Below are 20,938 nucleotides of genomic sequence, written 5' to 3' on the forward strand. Positions count from 1 at the left end.
TAGAGGATTCAAGATGGCTACTGGAAAAATTGTCCAGGTAATCGGCGCCGTGGTCGACGTCGAATTCCCTCAGGATGCCGTACCGCGCGTGTACGAGGCTCTTGAGGTACAAAATGGTAATGAGCAACTGGTGCTGGAAGTTCAGCAGCAGCTCGGCGGCGGTATTGTACGTACCATCGCTATGGGTTCTTCCGACGGCCTGCGTCGTGGTCTGGATGTTAAAGACCTTGAGCACCCGATCGAAGTCCCGGTAGGTAAAGCAACACTGGGTCGTATCATGAACGTACTGGGCCAGCCAGTTGACATGAAAGGCGACATCGGTGAAGAAGAGCGTTGGGCTATCCACCGTGCAGCACCGTCCTATGAAGAGTTGTCAAACTCTCAGGAACTGCTGGAAACCGGCATCAAAGTTATCGACCTGATGTGTCCGTTTGCGAAGGGCGGTAAAGTTGGTCTGTTCGGTGGTGCGGGTGTAGGTAAAACCGTAAACATGATGGAGCTTATTCGTAACATCGCGATTGAGCACTCCGGTTACTCCGTGTTTGCGGGCGTAGGTGAACGTACTCGTGAGGGTAACGACTTCTACCACGAAATGACCGACTCCAACGTTATCGATAAAGTATCCCTGGTGTATGGCCAGATGAACGAGCCGCCGGGAAACCGTCTGCGCGTTGCTCTGACCGGTCTGACCATGGCTGAGAAGTTCCGTGACGAAGGTCGCGACGTACTGCTGTTCGTCGATAACATCTATCGTTACACCCTGGCCGGTACTGAAGTATCAGCACTGCTGGGTCGTATGCCTTCAGCGGTAGGTTACCAGCCGACTCTGGCGGAAGAGATGGGCGTTCTGCAGGAACGTATCACCTCCACCAAAACCGGTTCTATCACCTCCGTACAGGCGGTATACGTACCTGCGGATGACTTGACTGACCCATCCCCAGCAACCACCTTTGCTCACTTAGATGCAACCGTGGTACTGAGCCGTCAGATCGCATCCCTGGGTATCTACCCGGCCGTTGACCCGCTGGACTCCACCAGCCGTCAGTTGGATCCGCTGGTTGTTGGTCAGGAACACTACGACACCGCGCGTGGCGTTCAGTCTATCCTGCAGCGTTATCAGGAACTGAAAGACATCATCGCCATCCTGGGTATGGATGAACTGTCTGAAGAAGACAAACTGGTGGTAGCTCGTGCTCGTAAGATCCAGCGCTTCCTGTCCCAGCCGTTCTTCGTGGCAGAAGTATTTACCGGTTCTCCGGGCAAATACGTCTCCCTGAAAGACACCATCCGTGGCTTTAAAGGCATCATGGACGGCGAATACGATCACCTGCCAGAGCAGGCGTTCTACATGGTCGGTTCCATCGACGAAGCCGTGGAAAAAGCCAAAAAACTTTAACGCCTTAATCGGAGGGTGATATGGCAATGACTTACCACCTGGACGTCGTCAGCGCAGAGAAACAAATGTTCTCTGGTCTGGTCGAGAAAATCCAGGTAACGGGTAGTGAAGGTGAGCTGGGTATTTACCCGGGTCACGCACCGCTGCTCACCGCCATTAAGCCTGGTATGATTCGCATCGTTAAGCAGCACGGTCATGAAGAGTTTATCTACCTGTCAGGCGGCATTCTTGAAGTGCAGCCTGGTAGCACGACCGTTCTGGCTGATACGGCAATTCGTGGCCAGGATCTCGACGAAGCGCGAGCTCTGGAAGCGAAACGTAAGGCTGAAGAGCATATCAAAAGCTCTCACGGCGACGTGGATTACGCTCAGGCGTCCGCAGAACTGGCCAAAGCGATCGCTCAGCTTCGCGTTATCGAGTTGACCAAAAAAGCGATGTAACACCGGCTTGAAAGTTAAAAAGCCAGTCTGGTTTCCAGGCTGGCTTTTTTTATGGTTTCGTTTCAGAAATAGTAAAACTAAAAAGCGAGTTCAATATTTTTGTGATGAATATCTCATTTTTATTGATCGATCAAAAAATGAAGTGTAGACTTGTTTTTGTGATGTAAATCACAAAATAATCCATCAAAATATAATCGCTATCCAGGAAGTTATCATGAAACTGATCAACAAAATCGTCGCTTTCTTCAGTGCTATGAACGTTACCTTTGGTACTTTCAACAACTAAGAATCAAACTATCCGAACTGCATTTGCGCTGTACCGCTAACTAAAACGACAACACATGCGGTGTGAAGCAGGAAAGAAAGTTAGAGGGTCGCCCGAGGGCGACCTTTGTGTTTTTATCGGGTCTTAATTTCGACTGAGGAAGTTACCGTTATTGAAACTCCCATCCTCATTACGCAGCAGAGGGGCCGGTAACGCCAGCGTTTGGTAATCGTTACTACTAATGCTCTTTCCCTGCGCGTTGATGCTTCGACCGCCGTGAATGAAGTAGTTGCTATCGTCGATGTTGCCGACCACGGCGTCGTCATATTTCCCTGCTTGAGTGCGCAAGGATATATTATCGCTGAAAGCGCCTTGCGTTTCCGGTGCGCCGTATGGGCTTGGGCGGAAGATATAGTTAAATCGCTGATTGTCTACCGCAACGTTATTGACCACCACCAGCTTACCGGGGTTGAAGTTGTCGGTAAAACCGTCCAGGTGATTGCCAATAGCGATGCTGTTACGTACTTCATGTGCGACCGGCTGCCCTTCCCCACCGAGCTTAAAGCCGTTGCTGGTATTATTGCGGGCAATTGAATTCTCGATCACCACAACACCATTCGCCCCGTCCTCAATCTTGTTAAACAGGTCGAATCCGTCATCGATATTATCGTGCGAGTAGCAACCTTCCAGCCGGTTACCCTCCCCTACGCGCATTTTCACCGCGAAGCCATCGGCGTTAATTTTCCCCGGATCTTCATTACTAAAGGATTCAGAATTCACCACCCGGTTATAGCTGGCCCACAGCGGGCGTCCAACATCTGCCGGAGAGGAAATTTGAATCCCGGTATCATCGTTGCGATAAGCGATAACGTTTTCAATCAGGTTATGGCTACCCTGCACGCGCAGGCTTTTATCCGTAACTTCAATGCCGTTGATATGCCAGTAGCTGGCGTCCAGTAGCAATCCGTGAATGATCGCTTTGCCGTCGGCTTGCAGGGTTTTGGTTTTGCCTTTCAGGCCGCTTGCGCTCAGAGGAATTGCCGTTTGCGGATAATCTCCAGCGGCTAATACTATTTTTCCGCCTGCCGGGACGAATTCAATGGCGGAGGATAAATCAAGCGGTGAATCAGCTGTCCCTTTAGCCTGCGGTAGCCCATCTGGTGCGGCATAGAGCGTATTGCCTGTCACGCTGGCGCTGTGCTCAACTGTCAGCGTTTGGCTAACCGGTTTTGCGCTGGTGGCTGGGGTAAAGCTGATTTCAAAAGTGTCTTTATCTTTCAGGACGGCAGGCTGGGTAAACATCTCTCCGGCTTTTACTTCTTTATCCTGCCCGATCACCACTTCATCCTGACGAACGGTTATGCGCCCGTCGCTATTAGTGCGCGCCTGCAATATGTAATCTTTGCTTTGGCTTTTTGCGCTTGAGCTAATTTGCATCACAGGAGGCCAGCTTTTGGCGACGTACGGTGCTGAGGGGGCCGTATTTGCTGCTGAAGTAGTGAGTGAAGCATTGCTGACGGTGATTTTTGCGTTACGTGAGGCGAAGAAACCGACGTAGTAATGCTCTTTATCCTGCTGCGTAATCAGGTCAGCGTGAGGAACCTGCTGGCTAACCCATTCATTGCTGCCCGTTGCTGCCCATGAGGTAATAAACCTGTCGTTGGTACGCTCCAGCTTGAGCTGGAAAGTCGGGGTTTGTTCCAGGTTTATCTTCTCTTTATAGCTCTGGCGCTTTATTGATGCGCCCGCATTACCCCACGGCTGAGTTATCCCTTCCCGGCTGATAGCCTGTAGCTTGATATGCGAGTGATCTTTTTTATCCTGAGTCATAATGGCGTTCATCACCATATTGGATGCCGCCGGGAACTCTTCGTAACCGACTTTCAGCGGCTGCTGACGCGCATTGCCAATTATATCGCGGACCAGCAAACCAGCGCCTTCCTGCGCGGCCGGACGAGCGCCATTTTCCGGGCCAAACTGATTGACGGTCACCGTTGCCTGCAGGATAAAATTCTGGTTAGTCGGCAGTTCGGTATAAAAGAAGGTCAGCCCGTCATGGGAGTTGGCAATTTTGCCGCCGCGACTCTCAATAGTAATGGGCTGGCTGAGATCGGCCGGGTCTTGCGGCGTAAGTTTTTTGCCGGCGATCGTGACATCGTTAACGCCAATCTTTTCCGGCAGGACGTTAGAGGAAAAATTGCTATCTGTGGATTGTCCAAAGGCGATAGCCCGCCACTGATGGGCTTCATTAGCCTGCAGCGGTAGCGCGATCATCGAACTGCAAAGGGTTAATGCCAAAGGTATTTTGTTATTCATTCTTTTCTCCTGGGTAATTATTAAGCGGCATTATCAGGAAAATGAAATGCTGTTTCTATTTATCGCGTCACAATTAATGAATATTAAAACTGTGTTTTATTTTGTTAATCTTCTTTATTCAGGTGTCAAAAAAACAGTAAAAGCAGAGGCATAGCCGGTATAACCGTTAGCTAAAATGATTTTTTTGTACTAAACGGGTTTGCGCTGGTTAAAAATAGCGCCCTAAAATGGTGTATGGCGTTGAGCCTGCACGTTTTATCTTCGACTCGTTTCATGATGAAAAATATGTAGATATTTCAACGTGAAAGGCTTTTACTTTTCGTTCCAACAGCAGTCAGGATGCGTATGTCAAACAGTCCGATGAGCGTGGTTATTCTTGCCGCAGGCAAAGGTACCCGCATGTATTCCGATCTTCCCAAGGTGTTGCATTCGCTGGCTGGAAAGCCAATGGTGCAGCATGTCATTGATGCAGCTAAAGAATTAGGTGCATCAGCCGTGCATCTGGTTTACGGGCACGGCGGCGATCTGCTGCGCCAGACGCTGCATGAAGATAATCTTAACTGGGTCTTACAGGCCGAACAGCTTGGCACTGGTCATGCCATGCAGCAGGCCGCGCCGTTCTTCAGCGATGATGAAGATATCCTGATGCTGTACGGCGATGTGCCATTGATTTCCGTTGAAACATTAAAACGCCTGCGAGAAGCGAAACCGCAAGGCGGTATCGGTCTGCTGACGGTTAAGCTCGACGATCCGACCGGCTATGGCCGCATTACGCGTGATAACGGTGCGGTGACGGGGATTGTTGAGCACAAAGATGCCAGCGAAGAGCAGCGACAGATTAAGGAAATTAATACCGGGATCCTGGTCGCTAACGGCGCGGACCTGAAACGCTGGTTGGCGAAGCTGACCAATAATAACGTTCAGGGCGAATACTACATCACCGATATCATTGCTATGGCCTACGAAGAAGGCCATGAAATTGCGGCTGTTCACCCTCAGCGTTTAAGCGAGGTAGAAGGCGTGAATAACCGTCTACAATTATCCCGCCTTGAACGCGTTTTTCAGTCTGAACAGGCAGAAAAACTGCTGCTGGCGGGCGTCATGCTGCTTGATCCGGCGCGTTTTGATTTACGCGGCACGCTGAAACACGGGCGCGATGTTGAAATTGATACTAACGTTATTCTCGAGGGTAACGTGGTGCTGGGCGATCGCGTGAAGATTGGTACCGGCTGCGTTATCAAGAACAGCACCATTGGCGATGATTGCGAGATCAGTCCCTATACGGTGGTGGAAGATGCTCATCTGGAAGCTGCCTGTACTATCGGGCCGTTCGCACGTCTGCGCCCGGGCGCAGAGTTGCTGGAAGGCGCGCACGTCGGCAACTTTGTCGAAATTAAAAAGGCGCGTCTGGGTAAAGGCTCTAAGGCCGGTCATCTGTCCTACCTTGGCGATGCTGAGATTGGCGATAACGTTAATATCGGCGCGGGCACCATCACCTGTAACTATGATGGCGCGAATAAGCACAAAACGGTGATTGGCGATGACGTGTTTGTTGGCTCTGATAGCCAACTAGTGGCTCCGGTGACCGTAGGCAAGGGCGTGACCATTGCCGCAGGAACAACGGTAACGCGAAACGTTGCCGATAACGAACTCGTTTTAAGCCGCGTGCCGCAGGTCCATAAACAGGGCTGGCAGCGTCCGGTGAAGAAAAAATAACACTATTTCTCTTTCGCCCTTATTGGGGGTGAAGGAACGGGGTGAGGGGATAATATAATCCTCCCCCCACTGGCAGTACCCATAAAAATAACCCCACTCTCTACAAGGCTCGGGGCGCCCGAAATACGGGCAAACAGGTTGACCGACAACGCATGGCATACAGCCAAAATCGGAATTAAAAACTATGTGTGGAATTGTTGGCGCAGTCGCGCAGCGTGATATTGCTGAAATCCTTCTTGAAGGTTTACGTCGTTTGGAATACCGCGGTTATGACTCCGCCGGTCTGGCGGTCGTTGACAACGAAGGTCATATGAACCGCGTTCGCCGCCTCGGTAAAGTACAAATGCTGGCTCAGGCGTTAGAAGAACGTCCCTTACACGGCGGTACCGGGATTGCTCATACCCGCTGGGCGACTCATGGCGAACCGTCTGAGGGTAACGCGCATCCGCATGTTTCTGACCATATTGTGGTGGTGCATAACGGGATCATCGAAAACCATGAACCGCTGCGCGAACTGCTGCAGTCCCGGGGCTATGTTTTTGCCTCCGAGACGGACACTGAAGTGATTGCGCACCTGGTGCATTGGGAGCTGGAGCAAGGCGGTACCCTACGCGATGCCGTACTGCGTACCATTCCTCAACTGCGTGGCGCTTACGGCACCGTGATTATGGATACCCGCGATCCGGGTACGCTGCTGGCCGCCCGTTCAGGCAGCCCGCTGGTCATCGGTCTGGGGATGGGGGAAAACTTCATTGCTTCCGACCAGCTGGCGCTGCTGCCGGTTACCCGCCGTTTTATCTTCCTTGAAGAGGGCGATATTGCGGAAGTGACCCGCCGCTCGGTCACTGTCTTTGATAAATCTGGCGTGGAGGTTCAGCGCCCGGATATTGAATCCAATCTGCAATATGACGCGGGTGATAAAGGCATCTATCGCCACTACATGCAGAAAGAGATCTACGAGCAGCCGAATGCTATCAAAAACACACTTTCCGGGCGTATCAGCCACGGCGAGGTTGATTTGAGCGAGCTGGGTCCGCAGGCCAACGAACTGCTGTCTCAGGTTGAGCATATTCAGATTATCGCCTGCGGAACCTCCTATAACTCAGGGATGGTATCCCGCTACTGGTTTGAATCACTGGCAGGGGTTCCGTGCGACGTCGAAATCGCCTCTGAGTTCCGCTATCGCAAATCTGCCGTACGTCGTAACAGCCTGATGATCACCCTCTCCCAGTCCGGCGAGACTGCGGATACACTGGCTGGCCTGCGCCTGTCGAAAGAGCTGGGTTATCTAGGGTCTCTGGCGATTTGTAACGTTCCTGGCTCATCTTTGGTACGCGAATCCGATTTGGCGATGATGACCAATGCCGGAACGGAAATCGGCGTTGCCTCGACTAAAGCGTTTACTACGCAATTGACCGTTCTGCTGATGCTGGTGGCTAAACTGGCTCGCCTGAAAGGTCAGGATGCCGCTATCGAATACGATATCGTTCATGGCCTGCAGACACTGCCGAGCCGCATTGAGCAGGTGCTTTCACAGGATAAACGCATTGAAGCTCTGGCCGAGAATTTCTCTGACAAGCATCACGCGCTGTTCCTCGGGCGTGGCGATCAGTATCCGATTGCCCTGGAAGGGGCGCTGAAGCTGAAGGAGATCTCCTACATTCACGCTGAAGCCTACGCCGCTGGAGAGCTGAAGCACGGCCCGCTGGCGTTGATTGATGCTGAAATGCCGGTAGTGGTGGTGGCACCGAACAACGAGCTGCTGGAGAAGCTAAAATCCAATATTGAAGAGGTTCGTGCCCGAGGCGGCCAGCTATATGTCTTCGCAGACGGCGATGCGGGTTTTAACAGTAGCGACAATATGCACATCATCGAGATGCCGCATGTCGAAGAGGTGATTGCGCCTATCTTCTACACCGTACCGCTGCAGCTGCTGGCGTATCACGTCGCACTGATCAAAGGGACTGACGTCGACCAGCCGCGTAACCTGGCGAAATCAGTTACCGTGGAATAATTTTTTGAGTGTAGGAAGGCTGCTGTTAATCTGGCAGCCTTCTTTTTTTCTATTTTCTTCTTCACTCCTCCTTAATTCCTCCATCTTTTTTCAACTTTGAAATAAAATGTTACACAATATGCGGTTTTTAGCGTGATTGATATATTTATGCGATTAAACATATATCTAAACACATTTATCATAGCAATGAGTAAAATGTTTTTTTTTGATTAAAAAATACGCTCTTTTTAATATTGTTGAATAATAATATTGATGTATTCCTAAAAATAAATGAATAGCATTCAAGATGGCTTTTTTTGTCTATAATGAAAAATAATATATTAAAGAGGTTGTATTTCTTTCTGTCATTTATTTATATTTAGTTAATTCGAATTAAAGTTTTAATTATTGTCTGTTCGTTAATTCAGAGTAGTATTTCGCTGTCTTAAGGATGGTGTGTTTTATTATTTATTTATACGTAAAACACGGGAATATAATATATTAATGGAGTCATAATGAAACTGAAAATTATTGCTAGCGCATTGGTTTTATCTTCTACAGTGCTGGCTGGTCATGCTCTGGCATCTGATGGTACCGTTCACTTCCGTGGTGAAGTTATTGATAGTACCTGTGAGGTGACGGCTGATACTAACGACCAGAATGTCGATTTGGGTAAAGTAAATACTACTGCATTTACTGGCGTTGGCTCGACCGCGGCACCGACTGAATTCAATATTGATGTAGTAAAATGTCCGGCAACGATTAAAACAACCGCTATTCGTTTTGATGGTACTGAGGCCTCTGATGGTAATGGCGATCTGGCTATTGGTAACCCGACTGAAACAGGTACGCCTGGCGATTATACTGGCGATGGTACCGATCCGACTACTGCAACCGGTGTTGCTATTCGAATCTATAATAGTGAGGATAACTCCCAGGTTGAATTGTACAAAGATTCTCTCCCTGTAGCGGTTAATGCCTCTGGCGAAGCGTCAATGAAGTTTATTGCACGTTACATTGCAACCAATGCAACGGTTACTCCGGGTACCGCTAACGCTGACTCTCAGTTTACTGTTGAATATACCAAATAATATTATAGATGATCATTTTTACTAATTTTTAAATTAAATGACATCTGTCATTATGGCCGGTATTTGCCGAATGGCAGATGTCTTTCTATTTGTCAGTGAGGGGTGGGATGATTAATCAACTATTAAAAATATTTCTTGTTTTTATTCTGTATTTTAATACTTCGCTCTCTTTTGCTGGTATTGTTGTAGGTGGCACACGCGTTATTTTTCATGGAGATAGTCGTGATAGTACTATCTCTGTTTATAATAAGGAAGCAACACTACCGTATCTGATTCAAGTCTGGGTTGATCCTTTTAACAAAGATGACAAAAGTAAACCTCCTTTTACGGCCATTCCACCTGTCTCCCGACTTGAGGCTGGTCAGGAAAAAGTTTTGCGAATTATTAAAACGGCTGGCGATCTGCCCCAGGACCGTGAGTCTGTTTTTTGGTTGAATGTAAAAAACATTCCACCATCATCAAATGATAACAAAGCAGGGAGTACGCTGGAAATCGCCATAAAAACACGTATTAAGCTGTTCTGGCGGCCAGTTACAATCAAACTTATTCCTGAAAAAGCTGTTTCCAAAGTTAAATTTCATCGTCAAGGGCGTCATTTGGTCGTGGAAAACCCGAATCCCATCCATATCAATATTATGGACGTGATAGTCGATGGCAAAGATGTTCCCTTAAATATGATTAAGCCCTTTGAAACATTAACTTTGGATCTGCCTGCTGGCGTCAATGGTCAATCCGTTGTCTGGCGATTTATTAATGATTACGGCGCAATTAGTAATCCAATTAAACAGGCGTTGTAATTCGCTGATAAGGATATCTATATGACTTACCCGCGTCTTTTTCTCGCGTTGGTTTCAGGTGCCTGCCTGGGCTTTACTACCCACGCGGTGGCCCGGGATACTATGTTTAATCCACATCTTCTGGAAATCGATCACCCTGTCGATGTCGATCTTCGGCAGTTCAACCGTACTAACAGCTTACCTCCCGGGCACTACAAAGTAGATGTTGTCATTAATGGTAAAATGTTCGAGCGTCAGGATATTCGGTTCGTTCAGGAGACGCCTGATGCAGAACTGCATCCCTGTTTTATCGCGGTGAAGGATGTGCTTTCGTCCTACGGTGTTAAGGTGGAAGCGCTAAAATCAATGACAAATGTCGATAATACCACGTGTATTGATCCTGTCCCGCTGGTTGAGGGGTCAACCTGGTTGCTTGATGCCAATAAGCTAGTGCTGAATATATCCGTACCGCAAATCTATTTGAACCAGTTTGCCTACGACTATATCAGCCCATCGCGTTGGGATGAGGGCATCAATGCTTTGATGGTGAACTATGATTTTTCTGGCTCCCACTCTATTAAATCGAATTACGATTCTGGTAGTAGCGATAGCTATTATCTGAACCTACGTAATGGGATAAATCTGGGGGCCTGGCGACTGCGAAACTACAGCACCTTTAACTCATATGATGGCAGTACGGAATATCACTCTGTCAGTAGCTATATTCAGCGGGATATTGCCGCTTTGCGCAGCCAAATTATGGTTGGCGACACATGGACGGCCAGCGATATTTTCGACAGTAACCAAATACGTGGCGTCAGGCTTTATACCGATAATGACATGCTACCGTCCAGTCAGAATGGTTTTGCGCCAGTTGTTCGTGGGATTGCTAAAAGTAACGCTAAGGTGACTATCCGCCAGAATAACTACGTGATATATCAGTCCGCGGTACCGCAAGGGGCGTTTGAGATTACCGACTTAAACACCACCAGCGGTGGCGGCGATCTGGACGTTACCATTAAAGAAGAGGATGGTAGCGAGCAGCATTTTACCCAGCCTTATGCATCTTTGGCGATCCTTAAGCGCGAGGGTCAGACTGATATAGATATCAGCGTTGGGGAAATGCGTGATGAAACAAAATTTACGCCTAACGTTGCCCAGGCTCAGATTATGCGTGGTTTACCCTGGGGGCTAACTCTGTATGGCGGCACGCAGATCGCCGAAGATTATGCGTCCGTTGCATTAGGTATGGGCAAAGATATGGGCTCATTTGGAGCCATTTCGATCGATGCCACCCAGGCACAGGCGCGCTTTGATGATGGTGATGATGAGAGTGGGCAGTCATACCGTTTCCTCTATTCCAAACGTTTTGACGATACGGATACTAATTTTCGGCTGGTGGGTTACCGTTATTCTACCGAAGGTTTTTACACGCTTAATGAATGGGCATCGAGACAGGCTAATGATTCTGACTTTTGGGTAACGGGAAACCGCCGTAGTCGTATTGAAGGGACCTGGACACAGTCTTTTGGCCGCAATATGGGAAATATCTATCTCACGGTAAGTCGCCAGGAGTACTGGCAGAGTAAGGAGGTTGAGCGTCTAGTTCAGTTTGGTTACAACAATAACTGGCGACAGGTTTCATGGAGCGTTTCGTGGAACTACACCGACTCCATCAACCATTCTTCGGGTGATGGATATAATGACGATAACAGCAATGATCATGAGCAGATTTTCATGCTCACCCTTTCTGTTCCGCTTTCCGGCTGGTTGGATAGTAGCTATGTCGACTACTCCATAACACAAAATAACCATAACGAAAGCACTATGCAGGCCGGGATCGGCGGAACTCTTCTGGAAGGTAATAACCTTTCGTATAACGTTCAGGAATCCTGGACCAGCTCCCCGGAAGATGTTTATAGCAGTAACGTGAGTATGGGCTACGACGGAACCTATGGCTCGGTAAACGGAAGTTATGCCTATAGCCAGGATTCACAGACTCTCAACTACGGTACCCGCGGTGGCATTCTGGTGCATAGCGGTGGAGTGACCTTCTCACAAGAACTGGGTGAAACCGTGGCGCTAGTTGAAGCGCCTGGTGCTGGCGATCTGTCGGTGGAAAACGCAACCGGCGTAGCGACGGATTGGCGGGGCTACGCGGTTAAAACTCAGCTCAACCCATATGATGAAAACCGGGTGGCGATTGACAGCAACTACTTTGCTAAAGGGAATGTTGAGCTGGATAACACTGTGGTAAACCTGATTCCAACCCGTGGTGCGGTCGTGAAAGCTGCGTTTGTTACGCATGTTGGGTATCGCGTGTTGTTCAGTGTGACACAGAGTAACGGTAAACCCTTACCTTTCGGGGCAATGGCGACAGCTGATTTGGATTCAGGAACCGTAAGCGGAATCGTCGGCGATAATGGCGAGCTTTATCTGTCCGGTATGCCATTAGAGGGGCATTTTACGGTAGTGGGACAAAATACATGTACTGTGAATTATAAACTATCAGAACCAAAAAATAATGAGCTAATACAAATTGATAGTACTTGTAAATAAAAACAGCTACTGACCTTAAGATAGTGTTGATATATGGAACGATCGTAAATACGGTGTTTATATTATGAAAATATGGAATAGCGTTTGTTGTGCAATGCTCTTTTTTACCGGGTTACCTTTAGGTTATGCGGCGACTGCGGGGACATGTACGCCAACGAATGGAATGAATACGTTAAATCTTCAATTTCCACTCGCGACAGTTAGCGCTCAAAACAATGTGGCAGGTACAACATTAATGGATGTCGCTAATGCAACATCCTCTGAAACCTATCGCGTTGAATGTATCTGTGATACTACACACCGCGACGGCTCTTTCCATGAAATTTACTACTCAGCAGACCCTGCGCCAGGCATGGTTTATACTCAAACTAAAAATGGACTTGCCTTTTATTACATCAATGAAGACATTGATGTAGGCACGAGAATATACGTTCTGAATGCCGGTTATAAAAATGTTCCTTTTGAGCATGTTTCTAACCAGACAACGACAACAAATCACGTTTGCGAAGGGAGCAAAACTTCTGCTGTGGGGATTTGGCTTCAAACAGGGACAGATTCGCAACTTTCATTTCGCGTTAAGCGCTCAATTAATGGGACAGTTATTATTCCCCCAACGGATGTTGCGTTGGTATATGCCAATATATCCAGTAACTCTGTTCGTGGTGATGTTGTGGCAAAAGTACGTATCTCAGGCAGCCTGAGTGCACCGCAGTCCTGCACGATCAACGCCGATCAGGACATTTATTTTGATTTTGACTCAATTCCTGCTTCGGACTTTTCGACCACCGTCGGGCAGGCCATTACTTCACGGAAAATCACTAAAACAGTTAATGTCGAGTGCACCGGAATGGGGGACGATCGAACGCAGGGTGTCGATATCTCTTTTTCTGGTACCGATCGCAATGCAGATAACTCAATGGTCGTGACTGATAATGAAGACGTTGGGATAAAAGTTTACAACAAGTTCGATAATGAAATTAGCGTTCTCAATGGCCTTCTGGCTGCGGATATGGGACGTACAACGATTATTGGGCGAAAAAGTGGTTCAGTCACTTTCTCTGCGGCACCTGCCAGTTTGACCGGTGCGCGTCCAAAACCGGGTAAGTTTACCGCCAGCGCAACGCTGACGATTGAGTTCACTAACTAAATCACTTAGCGGTTGTTTATGACAGCCGCTGTCATATCAATAGGTTGCTGGCTATTTTCAGCCAGTAAGTCTTATTAAAAATCAAAATATTGCCCGCTAAATTTCACTGTCATTAAACTGTCATAAACCTTACATATAACTGTCACCTGTTTGTCCTATTTTGCTCACCATAGCTTCGAAACAATGATTTACGAATCCAGCAGGAGACATTATGAAAGTTATGCGTACCACCGTCGCAACAGTTGTCGCCGCGACCTTATCGATGAGCGCTTTCTCTGTTTTTGCAGCAGCAAGCCTGACTGGCGCAGGTGCAACTTTCCCCGCGCCGGTGTATGCCAAATGGGCAGATACCTATAACAAAGAAACTGGTAACAAAGTTAACTACCAGGGTATCGGCTCCTCTGGCGGCGTAAAACAAATCACTGCCAACACCGTAGATTTCGGTGCTTCTGATGCTCCTCTGGCTGACGACAAACTGGCTCAGGAAGGCCTGTTCCAGTTCCCGACCGTTATCGGCGGCGTGGTGCTGGCGGTGAACATCCCGGGTCTCAAATCAGGTGAACTGGTGCTTGACGGTAAAACGCTGGGTGACATCTACCTGGGTAAAATCAAGAAGTGGGATGATGAAGCCATCACCAAACTGAACCCTGGTTTGAAGCTGCCTTCTCAGAACATCGCCGTTGTGCGTCGTGCTGATGGTTCCGGTACTTCCTTCGTCTTCACCAGCTACCTGGCGAAAGTGAACGAAGAGTGGAAATCTAAAATTGGCGCAGGTTCTACCGTAAACTGGCCGACTGGTCTGGGCGGTAAAGGCAACGACGGCATCGCCGCTTTCGTTCAGCGTCTGCCGGGTTCTATCGGCTACGTCGAATATGCTTACGCTAAACAGAATAACCTGGCTTATACCAAGCTGCTGTCAGCAGACGGTAAGCCGGTTAGCCCGACTGAAGATAACTTCGCTAACGCAGCGAAAGGTATCGACTGGAGCAAATCCTTCGCACAGGATTTGACTAACCAGAAAGGTGAAAATGCATGGCCTATCACCTCTACAACCTTCATCCTGGTTCACAAGGCTTCCACTAAGCCAGAGCAGACTGCTGAAGTGCTGAAGTTCTTCGACTGGGCGTATAAAAACGGCGGTAAAGAAGCAAACGCACTGGACTACGCATCCCTGCCGGATAGCGTGGTTGAGCAGGTTCGCGCTGCATGGAAGACCAACGTGAAAGACAGCAGCGGTAAAGCGCTGTACTAATACCCGCGGAATATCGAGCTGCCGGCCATGTTCCAGCAGCTCGAATTATTTAGGGTATGGTATTACCTTTGCCAGAAAGATCAGTAAACTACGGTTTTTTCTGGCCCGAAACTGAAGAGTAATTTATGGCTGCAACCAAGCCGGCATTCAACCCTCCGGGGAAAAAGGGTGACATAATTTTCAGCGTGCTGGTAAAACTGGCGGCGCTGATTGTGCTATTGATGCTGGGCGGCATCATCGTCTCCCTCATTATCTCTTCCTGGCCAAGCATTGAAAAATTCGGCTTTGCCTTCTTATGGACCAAAGAGTGGGATGCGCCGAACCAGATTTTCGGTGCTCTGGTGCCGATTTACGGCACGCTGGTCACCTCATTTATCGCGCTGCTGATTGCCGTACCGGTGAGCTTTGGTATCGCACTGTTCCTGACGGAACTATCGCCAGCCTGGCTGAAGCGTCCTCTGGGCATCGCCATTGAGCTGCTGGCGGCAATTCCCAGTATCGTTTACGGCATGTGGGGCCTGTTCATTTTTGCTCCGCTGTTTGCGACTTACTTCCAGGAACCCGTTGGCAACGTCTTGTCCAACATTCCTTTCGTTGGCGCTTTGTTCGCTGGCCCGGCATTTGGTATCGGTATTCTCGCCGCAGGCGTCATCCTGGCGATCATGATCATTCCTTATATCGCTGCCGTTATGCGTGACGTTTTCGAACAGACGCCGGTGATGATGAAAGAGTCCGCTTACGGTATCGGCTGTACGACGTGGGAAGTTATCTGGCGTATCGTTCTGCCCTTTACCAAAAACGGTGTTATCGGTGGGGTAATGCTCGGGTTGGGACGTGCGCTGGGGGAAACCATGGCGGTGACCTTTATTATCGGCAACACCTATCAGCTCGATAGCGCCTCGCTGTTTATGCCGGGCAACAGTATCACCTCTGCGTTGGCGAATGAGTTTGCCGAAGCGGAAACCGGCCTGCACGTTGCAGCATTGATGGAGCTGGGTCTGATTCTGTTTGTGATCACCTTTATTGTACTGGCTGCCTCGAAGTTCATGATTATGCGCCTGGCTAAGAATGAGGGGGCTCGCTAATGGCGACGATCGAATTGCAAACCACTGCAGAACTGGCGGAATCTCGCCGTAAAATGCAGGCAAAACGCCGCATGAAAAACCGCCTCGCCCTGACGCTATCGATGGCGACCATGGCGTTTGGTCTGTTCTGGCTTGTCTGGATCCTGATGTCGACCGTAACCCGCGGTATTGATGGCATGAGCCTGGCGCTGTTTACCGAAATGACGCCGCCGCCAAATACGGCGGGTGGTGGTCTGGCAAACGCCCTGGCGGGCAGCGGCCTGTTGATCCTGTGGTCGACGGTTATCGGAACACCTCTGGGCATTATGGCGGGGATTTATCTGGCGGAATATGGACGTAAATCCTGGCTGGCCGAAGTTATCCGCTTTATTAACGATATCCTGCTTTCTGCACCTTCGATTGTTGTCGGCCTGTTTGTCTACACCATCGTGGTGGCGCAAATGCAGCACTTCTCCGGCTGGGCAGGCGTGATTGCGCTGGCTCTGCTGCAGGTGCCTATCGTTATTCGTACCACGGAAAACATGCTGAAACTGGTGCCAGACAGCCTGCGAGAAGCGGCTTATGCGCTGGGAACGCCGAAGTGGCGCATGATTTCTGCTATCACCCTGAAAGCATCGGTATCCGGCATCATGACCGGTATCCTGCTGGCTATCGCCCGTATCGCCGGGGAAACGGCACCGCTGCTGTTTACCGCGCTCTCCAACCAGTTCTGGAGCACCGATATGATGCAGCCGATTGCTAACCTGCCGGTGACCATTTTCAAATTTGCCATGAGTCCGTTTGCGGAGTGGCAGCAACTGGCATGGGCCGGGGTATTGATTATCACCCTGTGCGTATTGCTGCTGAACATTCTGGCGCGCGTTATTTTCGCGAAGAATAAACACGGTTAATTTTTACGGCGCGGCGAAATGCGGCGTCGAATGAGGAAGAGAACGAGATGAGTATGGTGAATGCAACCCCGGGTAAGCTTTCAGTTCGTAACCTGAACTTCTACTACGGAAAATTCCATGCCCTGAAAAACATCAACCTGGATATCACCAAAAACCAGGTTACGGCGTTTATCGGTCCGTCAGGCTGCGGTAAATCCACGCTGTTGCGTACGTTCAACAAGATGTTTGAACTGTACCCGGAGCAGCGCGCAGAAGGCGAAATTCTGCTGGATGGCGATAATATTCTGACCAACACCCAGGATATCGCTCTGCTGCGTGCGAAAGTGGGCATGGTATTCCAGAAGCCGACGCCGTTCCCGATGTCTATCTATGACAACATCGCTTTTGGCGTGCGTCTGTTTGAGAAACTTTCCCGTGCGGATATGGACGAGCGCGTCCAGTGGGCTTTGACCAAAGCCGCATTGTGGAATGAAACCAAAGATAAACTGCATCAGAGCGGATACTCTCTCTCCGGTGGTCAGCAGCAGCGTCTGTGTATCGCGCGCGGTATCGCGATTCGTCCAGAAGTCCTGCTGCTGGATGAGCCTTGCTCAGCGCTGGACCCGATATCTACCGGGCGCATTGAAGAGCTGATCACCGAACTGAAACAGGATTACACCGTCGTTATCGTGACCCACAACATGCAGCAGGCTGCGCGTTGCTCCGACCATACGGCATTTATGTATCTTGGCGAGCTGATTGAATTCAGCAACACGGACGACCTGTTTACCAAGCCCGCTAAGAAGCAAACTGAAGATTATATTACTGGCCGCTACGGTTGATTGCCCTTCTGCTTTCAGGCTCTAACCCATTGGGCAATCAGGAGATACTATGGACAACCTAAATCTTAACAAACATATTTCCGGCCAGTTCAATGCTGAACTGGAGTACATCCGCACTCAGGTCATGACCATGGGTGGGCTGGTGGAGCAGCAGCTTTCTGATGCGATCACCGCGATGCACAACCAGGACAGCGAACTGGCGAAGCGCGTTATCGACGGCGATAAACAGGTCAATATGATGGAAGTGGCGATCGATGAAGCCTGCGTGCGCATCATTGCCAAACGTCAGCCGACCGCCAGCGACCTGCGTCTGGTGATGGCGATCATCAAAACCATCGCGGAGCTGGAGCGTATCGGCGACGTGGCGGATAAAATCTGTAGCACTGCGCTGGAGAAATTTTCTCATCAGCACCAACCGCTGCTGGTGAGCCTGGAATCGCTGGGGCGTCATACCGTGCAGATGCTGCATGATGTGCTGGACGCCTTCGCGCGTATGGATCTGGACGAAGCAGTGCGTATCTACCGTGAAGACAAGAAAGTCGACCAGGAATATGAAGGCATTGTGCGTCAGCTAATGACCTATATGATGGAAGACCCGCGCACTATTCCAAGCGTGTTGACCGCGTTGTTCTGTGCTCGTTCGATTGAGCGTATCGGCGACCGTTGCCAGAACATCTGTGAGTATATTTTCTACTTCGTTAAAGGTCAGGATTTCCGTCATGTTGGCGGCGACGAGCTGGATAAACTGCTGGCGGGAAAAGCCCCCAAAGAGTGATAAATCATTAGAGTCAATCCTGATAAATGGAATTATCAGGGTTGATTATGATTTGTGATTGTCTTGTTTTAATTAAGTGAGATTGGTGAGATTTTCGTCACAAATAATAATTTCATTAATTGTGATCTGATTTTTATAGCGTAACAATACGGACCATTAATCGGGTAACTTGTCATTACAAGGCTCGAATTAAAAACTCTGGATTGTTACTGCGTAAGCAGGCAAAACCTGATGTTGCCATTCACATGGTGATGTCAGGTTTTTTTTTGCCAAATAATCCACTATCAGCAAGATACTGGGGTTGTTACCGCCATGCGGGCAAAACCTGAAGCAAATTACCTCTGTTTTAGACAGGTGATTTGCTTCAGGTTTTTTTTGATTCTAAGCAAGGATGTTTGAGGGTAAACCATGAAGGCATTAGCCGAAAAAATAATCGCTGGCGTCGGCGGTCGAGAGAACATCATTAGTCTGATGCACTGTGCGACACGTTTACGCTTTAAGCTTCACGATCGGAGTAAAGCTCAGGCTGAGAGACTTAAAAATACCACCGGCATTATTATGGTTGTCGAAAGCGGCGGCCAGTTTCAGGTTGTTATTGGCAATCACGTTGCTGATATGTTCAATACTATTAATGGGTTGATTGGGGTAATAAACAACGCTGATAGTGTAAAAAAAGAAGAGGATAAGGATAATATATTCAATAAGCTTATCTATATCATCTCCGGGATATTTACGCCTTTTATAGGGTTGATGGCAGCTACCGGTATTTTAAAAGGTGTTCTGGCATTATCACTCGTTTGCGGATGGACAACCGAGCAGAGCGGTACTTATTTACTGATGTTCAGCGTCAGTGATTCCCTGTTTTATTTCTTCCCCATTATTCTGGGCTACACGGCGGGGCAACGATTTGGTTGTAACCCGTTTACTACGATGGTGATTGGTGGGGCGCTAACTCATCCATTGATTTTGCAGGCATTTGAAAAAGCGCAAAATCCGGATAACCCGATCCTGCATTTTCTGGGTATGCCGATTACCTTTATCAATTATACCTCTTCCGTGATCCCGATTATTTTTTCTGCCTGGCTCTGTAGCCTGTTAGAGAAAAGATTGAACCGCTGGCTGCCTTCAGCTATCAAAAACTTCTTTTCTCCTCTGATTTGCCTGGTCGTTATTACGCCGCTCACCTTTTTAGCGGTAGGTCCGGTGTCTACATGGCTGAGTGAAATGCTGGCGCTGGCCTATCAGTTTCTCTATCAAACAGCGCCCTGGTTAGCTGGTGCTGTGATGGGCGGATTGTGGCAGGTGTTCGTAATGTTTGGCCTGCATTGGGGGTTGGTGCCGTTATGTATCAATAACTTTACCGTGCTCGGTTATGACACGATGCTGCCGCTAATGACGCCAGCCATTCTGGCTCAGGTGGGCGCCGCCTTGGCTATTTTTATCAGCGAACGCGATGTACAGAAAAAAGTGGTGGCGGGGTCAGCTTCGTTAACCGGACTTTTTGGTATCACTGAACCTGCTGTTTATGGTGTTAACTTACCGCGTCGTTATCCGTTTATTGTGGCCTGCGTGAGCGGCGGTATTGGTGCTGCAATAGTGGGTTTCGCGCAGACGAAAGTTTACTCTTTTGGTGTTCCGAGCATTTTTACCTTTATGCAAACCATTCCACCGACGGGGGTTGATTACACGGTTTGGGCCTGCATTATCGGTAGCTTCCTGGCAATGGGATTAGCTTTCCTTGGTACCCTGTTGTTCGGCATTTTTGGTAAGAAAAATAGCCAACCGCAACCAGAAGAATCCACCGTTGAACTGAACGGTCAACCGTTGCAGAAATTTGAAACGATCGCCTCCCCCATGAACGGAACTATCGTTCCTCTCGAACTGGTACCAGATAACACTTTCGCCAGCGGTTTATTAGGTAAAGGCATTGCGATTCTACCCAATAGCGGTACGGTCTATTCACCCGTTTCGGGCGAGGTTATCTCTTTATTTGAGTCATTACACGCCATTGGTATTAAGTCTAATGATGGCGCGGAGATCCTTATTCATGTTGGCCTTGATACCGTTAAATTGAAGGGACAGCATTTTACTTCTCATATTGATGTCGGTGATAAAATTTCTGCGGGCGATCTCTTATTGTCTTTTGACCTCCCCGCGATATCTGCTGCCGGTTTTAATCTCGTGACGCCAATACTAATAACTAATAGTGATGATTATATGGATGTTCTGGTTTTAGGGAAGGAGCAGGTTCTTTCCGGGAGTGAGCTTCTGTCGATCATTAAATAAGTATAAATGACAGGTTTCCTTTCCTGTAACCATGAGTTTAAAGGAGGCATCTTTAATCTTTGCGTTTGAATGATAGCGTTTTTATATAGCGTCAGAGCCGGAGTGTTATCTGACGCATTTATTTGCTAAC

Annotated in this window: 15 protein-coding genes; 14 read left to right on the forward strand and 1 reads right to left on the reverse strand. The window is 48.7% G+C overall.

Annotated elements, in window-relative coordinates; all coding sequences use genetic code 11:
• Positions 1-13 precede the first annotated feature (13 nt).
• Both atpD and ACMYSL_RS29210 read left to right on the forward strand, forming a co-directional pair.
• Positions 14-1,396: a F0F1 ATP synthase subunit beta gene (atpD, locus tag ACMYSL_RS29205; RefSeq protein WP_181484301.1), complete on the forward strand. Its 1,383-nt coding sequence runs from the start codon at positions 14-16 to the stop codon at positions 1,394-1,396.
• Positions 1,397-1,416: 20 nt separating this feature from the next.
• The gene (locus tag ACMYSL_RS29210; RefSeq protein ID WP_110276033.1) at positions 1,417-1,836 is read left to right on the forward strand and encodes a F0F1 ATP synthase subunit epsilon; all 420 of its coding nucleotides are present in this window, start codon (positions 1,417-1,419) and stop codon (positions 1,834-1,836) included.
• Positions 1,837-2,245: 409 nt separating this feature from the next.
• Here ACMYSL_RS29210 and ACMYSL_RS29215 read toward each other — a convergent pair whose 3' ends face one another.
• Positions 2,246-4,417: a right-handed parallel beta-helix repeat-containing protein gene (locus ACMYSL_RS29215; protein WP_434660994.1), complete on the reverse strand. Its 2,172-nt coding sequence runs from the start codon at positions 4,415-4,417 to the stop codon at positions 2,246-2,248.
• 345 nt (positions 4,418-4,762) lie between these two features.
• Between ACMYSL_RS29215 and glmU the strand changes: the two genes are divergently transcribed.
• The 12 genes from glmU (at position 4,763) to bglF (ending at position 20,808) form a co-directional block, all read left to right on the forward strand.
• Positions 4,763-6,133, forward strand: coding sequence for a bifunctional UDP-N-acetylglucosamine diphosphorylase/glucosamine-1-phosphate N-acetyltransferase GlmU (gene glmU / locus ACMYSL_RS29220; RefSeq protein WP_181484303.1), 1,371 nt, complete (start codon positions 4,763-4,765; stop codon positions 6,131-6,133).
• A gap of 184 nt (positions 6,134-6,317) precedes the next feature.
• The gene (glmS, locus tag ACMYSL_RS29225; RefSeq protein WP_434660996.1) at positions 6,318-8,147 is read left to right on the forward strand and encodes a glutamine--fructose-6-phosphate transaminase (isomerizing); all 1,830 of its coding nucleotides are present in this window, start codon (positions 6,318-6,320) and stop codon (positions 8,145-8,147) included.
• Between the two features lie 494 nt (positions 8,148-8,641).
• Positions 8,642-9,217, forward strand: a complete 576-nt coding sequence (locus ACMYSL_RS29230) for a chaperone-usher fimbrial major subunit (RefSeq protein ID WP_434660998.1) — start codon at positions 8,642-8,644, stop codon at positions 9,215-9,217.
• 107 nt (positions 9,218-9,324) lie between these two features.
• Positions 9,325-10,014 carry a fimbrial chaperone gene (locus ACMYSL_RS29235; protein ID WP_434661000.1) on the forward strand — a complete coding sequence of 230 codons (690 nt, stop codon included), beginning with the start codon at positions 9,325-9,327 and terminating at the stop codon, positions 10,012-10,014.
• A 21-nt stretch (positions 10,015-10,035) separates the two neighbouring features.
• On the forward strand, positions 10,036-12,552 hold the full coding sequence (locus tag ACMYSL_RS29240) for a fimbria/pilus outer membrane usher protein (RefSeq protein ID WP_434661002.1): 2,517 nt from the start codon (positions 10,036-10,038) through the stop codon (positions 12,550-12,552).
• 64 nt (positions 12,553-12,616) lie between these two features.
• A complete protein-coding gene (locus tag ACMYSL_RS29245) occupies positions 12,617-13,699 on the forward strand; it encodes a fimbrial protein (RefSeq protein WP_434661003.1) in 1,083 nt (360 codons plus the stop codon).
• 211 nt (positions 13,700-13,910) lie between these two features.
• Positions 13,911-14,951 carry a phosphate ABC transporter substrate-binding protein PstS gene (pstS, locus tag ACMYSL_RS29250; protein WP_434661005.1) on the forward strand — a complete coding sequence of 347 codons (1,041 nt, stop codon included), beginning with the start codon at positions 13,911-13,913 and terminating at the stop codon, positions 14,949-14,951.
• Positions 14,952-15,076: 125 nt separating this feature from the next.
• Positions 15,077-16,036: a phosphate ABC transporter permease PstC gene (gene pstC, locus ACMYSL_RS29255; protein WP_110276028.1), complete on the forward strand. Its 960-nt coding sequence runs from the start codon at positions 15,077-15,079 to the stop codon at positions 16,034-16,036.
• Positions 16,036-16,926 (forward strand): phosphate ABC transporter permease PstA, encoded by an 891-nt coding sequence (pstA, locus tag ACMYSL_RS29260; protein ID WP_110276027.1) that lies wholly within the window; start codon positions 16,036-16,038, stop codon positions 16,924-16,926. Before pstC ends, pstA begins: the two co-directional genes overlap by 1 nt.
• Before the next feature lie 47 nt (positions 16,927-16,973).
• Positions 16,974-17,747 carry a phosphate ABC transporter ATP-binding protein PstB gene (gene pstB / locus ACMYSL_RS29265; protein WP_110276026.1) on the forward strand — a complete coding sequence of 258 codons (774 nt, stop codon included), beginning with the start codon at positions 16,974-16,976 and terminating at the stop codon, positions 17,745-17,747.
• Positions 17,748-17,796: 49 nt separating this feature from the next.
• Positions 17,797-18,522: a phosphate signaling complex protein PhoU gene (phoU, locus tag ACMYSL_RS29270; RefSeq protein ID WP_434661006.1), complete on the forward strand. Its 726-nt coding sequence runs from the start codon at positions 17,797-17,799 to the stop codon at positions 18,520-18,522.
• 408 nt (positions 18,523-18,930) lie between these two features.
• Positions 18,931-20,808, forward strand: coding sequence for a PTS beta-glucoside transporter subunit IIABC (gene bglF / locus ACMYSL_RS29275; protein ID WP_434661008.1), 1,878 nt, complete (start codon positions 18,931-18,933; stop codon positions 20,806-20,808).
• Positions 20,809-20,938 lie beyond the last annotated feature (130 nt).

Origin of the sequence: Klebsiella sp. MISC125 (assembly GCF_051131775.1) — a bacterium.
In the GTDB taxonomy this organism is placed as follows: Bacteria; Pseudomonadota; Gammaproteobacteria; order Enterobacterales; family Enterobacteriaceae; genus Klebsiella.

Coding starts and splice junctions, on each gene's coding strand:
- bglF (WP_434661008.1), top strand. CDS start 18,931: ATGAAGGCATTAGCCGAAAAAATAATCGCTGGCGTCGGCGGTCGAGAG.
- pstB (WP_110276026.1), top strand. CDS start 16,974: ATGAGTATGGTGAATGCAACCCCGGGTAAGCTTTCAGTTCGTAACCTG.
- ACMYSL_RS29215 (WP_434660994.1), bottom strand. CDS start 4,417: ATGAATAACAAAATACCTTTGGCATTAACCCTTTGCAGTTCGATGATC.
- pstA (WP_110276027.1), top strand. CDS start 16,036: ATGGCGACGATCGAATTGCAAACCACTGCAGAACTGGCGGAATCTCGC.
- ACMYSL_RS29235 (WP_434661000.1), top strand. CDS start 9,325: ATGATTAATCAACTATTAAAAATATTTCTTGTTTTTATTCTGTATTTT.
- pstS (WP_434661005.1), top strand. CDS start 13,911: ATGAAAGTTATGCGTACCACCGTCGCAACAGTTGTCGCCGCGACCTTA.
- ACMYSL_RS29210 (WP_110276033.1), top strand. CDS start 1,417: ATGGCAATGACTTACCACCTGGACGTCGTCAGCGCAGAGAAACAAATG.
- ACMYSL_RS29240 (WP_434661002.1), top strand. CDS start 10,036: ATGACTTACCCGCGTCTTTTTCTCGCGTTGGTTTCAGGTGCCTGCCTG.
- glmU (WP_181484303.1), top strand. CDS start 4,763: ATGTCAAACAGTCCGATGAGCGTGGTTATTCTTGCCGCAGGCAAAGGT.
- ACMYSL_RS29230 (WP_434660998.1), top strand. CDS start 8,642: ATGAAACTGAAAATTATTGCTAGCGCATTGGTTTTATCTTCTACAGTG.
- ACMYSL_RS29245 (WP_434661003.1), top strand. CDS start 12,617: ATGAAAATATGGAATAGCGTTTGTTGTGCAATGCTCTTTTTTACCGGG.
- glmS (WP_434660996.1), top strand. CDS start 6,318: ATGTGTGGAATTGTTGGCGCAGTCGCGCAGCGTGATATTGCTGAAATC.
- phoU (WP_434661006.1), top strand. CDS start 17,797: ATGGACAACCTAAATCTTAACAAACATATTTCCGGCCAGTTCAATGCT.
- pstC (WP_110276028.1), top strand. CDS start 15,077: ATGGCTGCAACCAAGCCGGCATTCAACCCTCCGGGGAAAAAGGGTGAC.
- atpD (WP_181484301.1), top strand. CDS start 14: ATGGCTACTGGAAAAATTGTCCAGGTAATCGGCGCCGTGGTCGACGTC.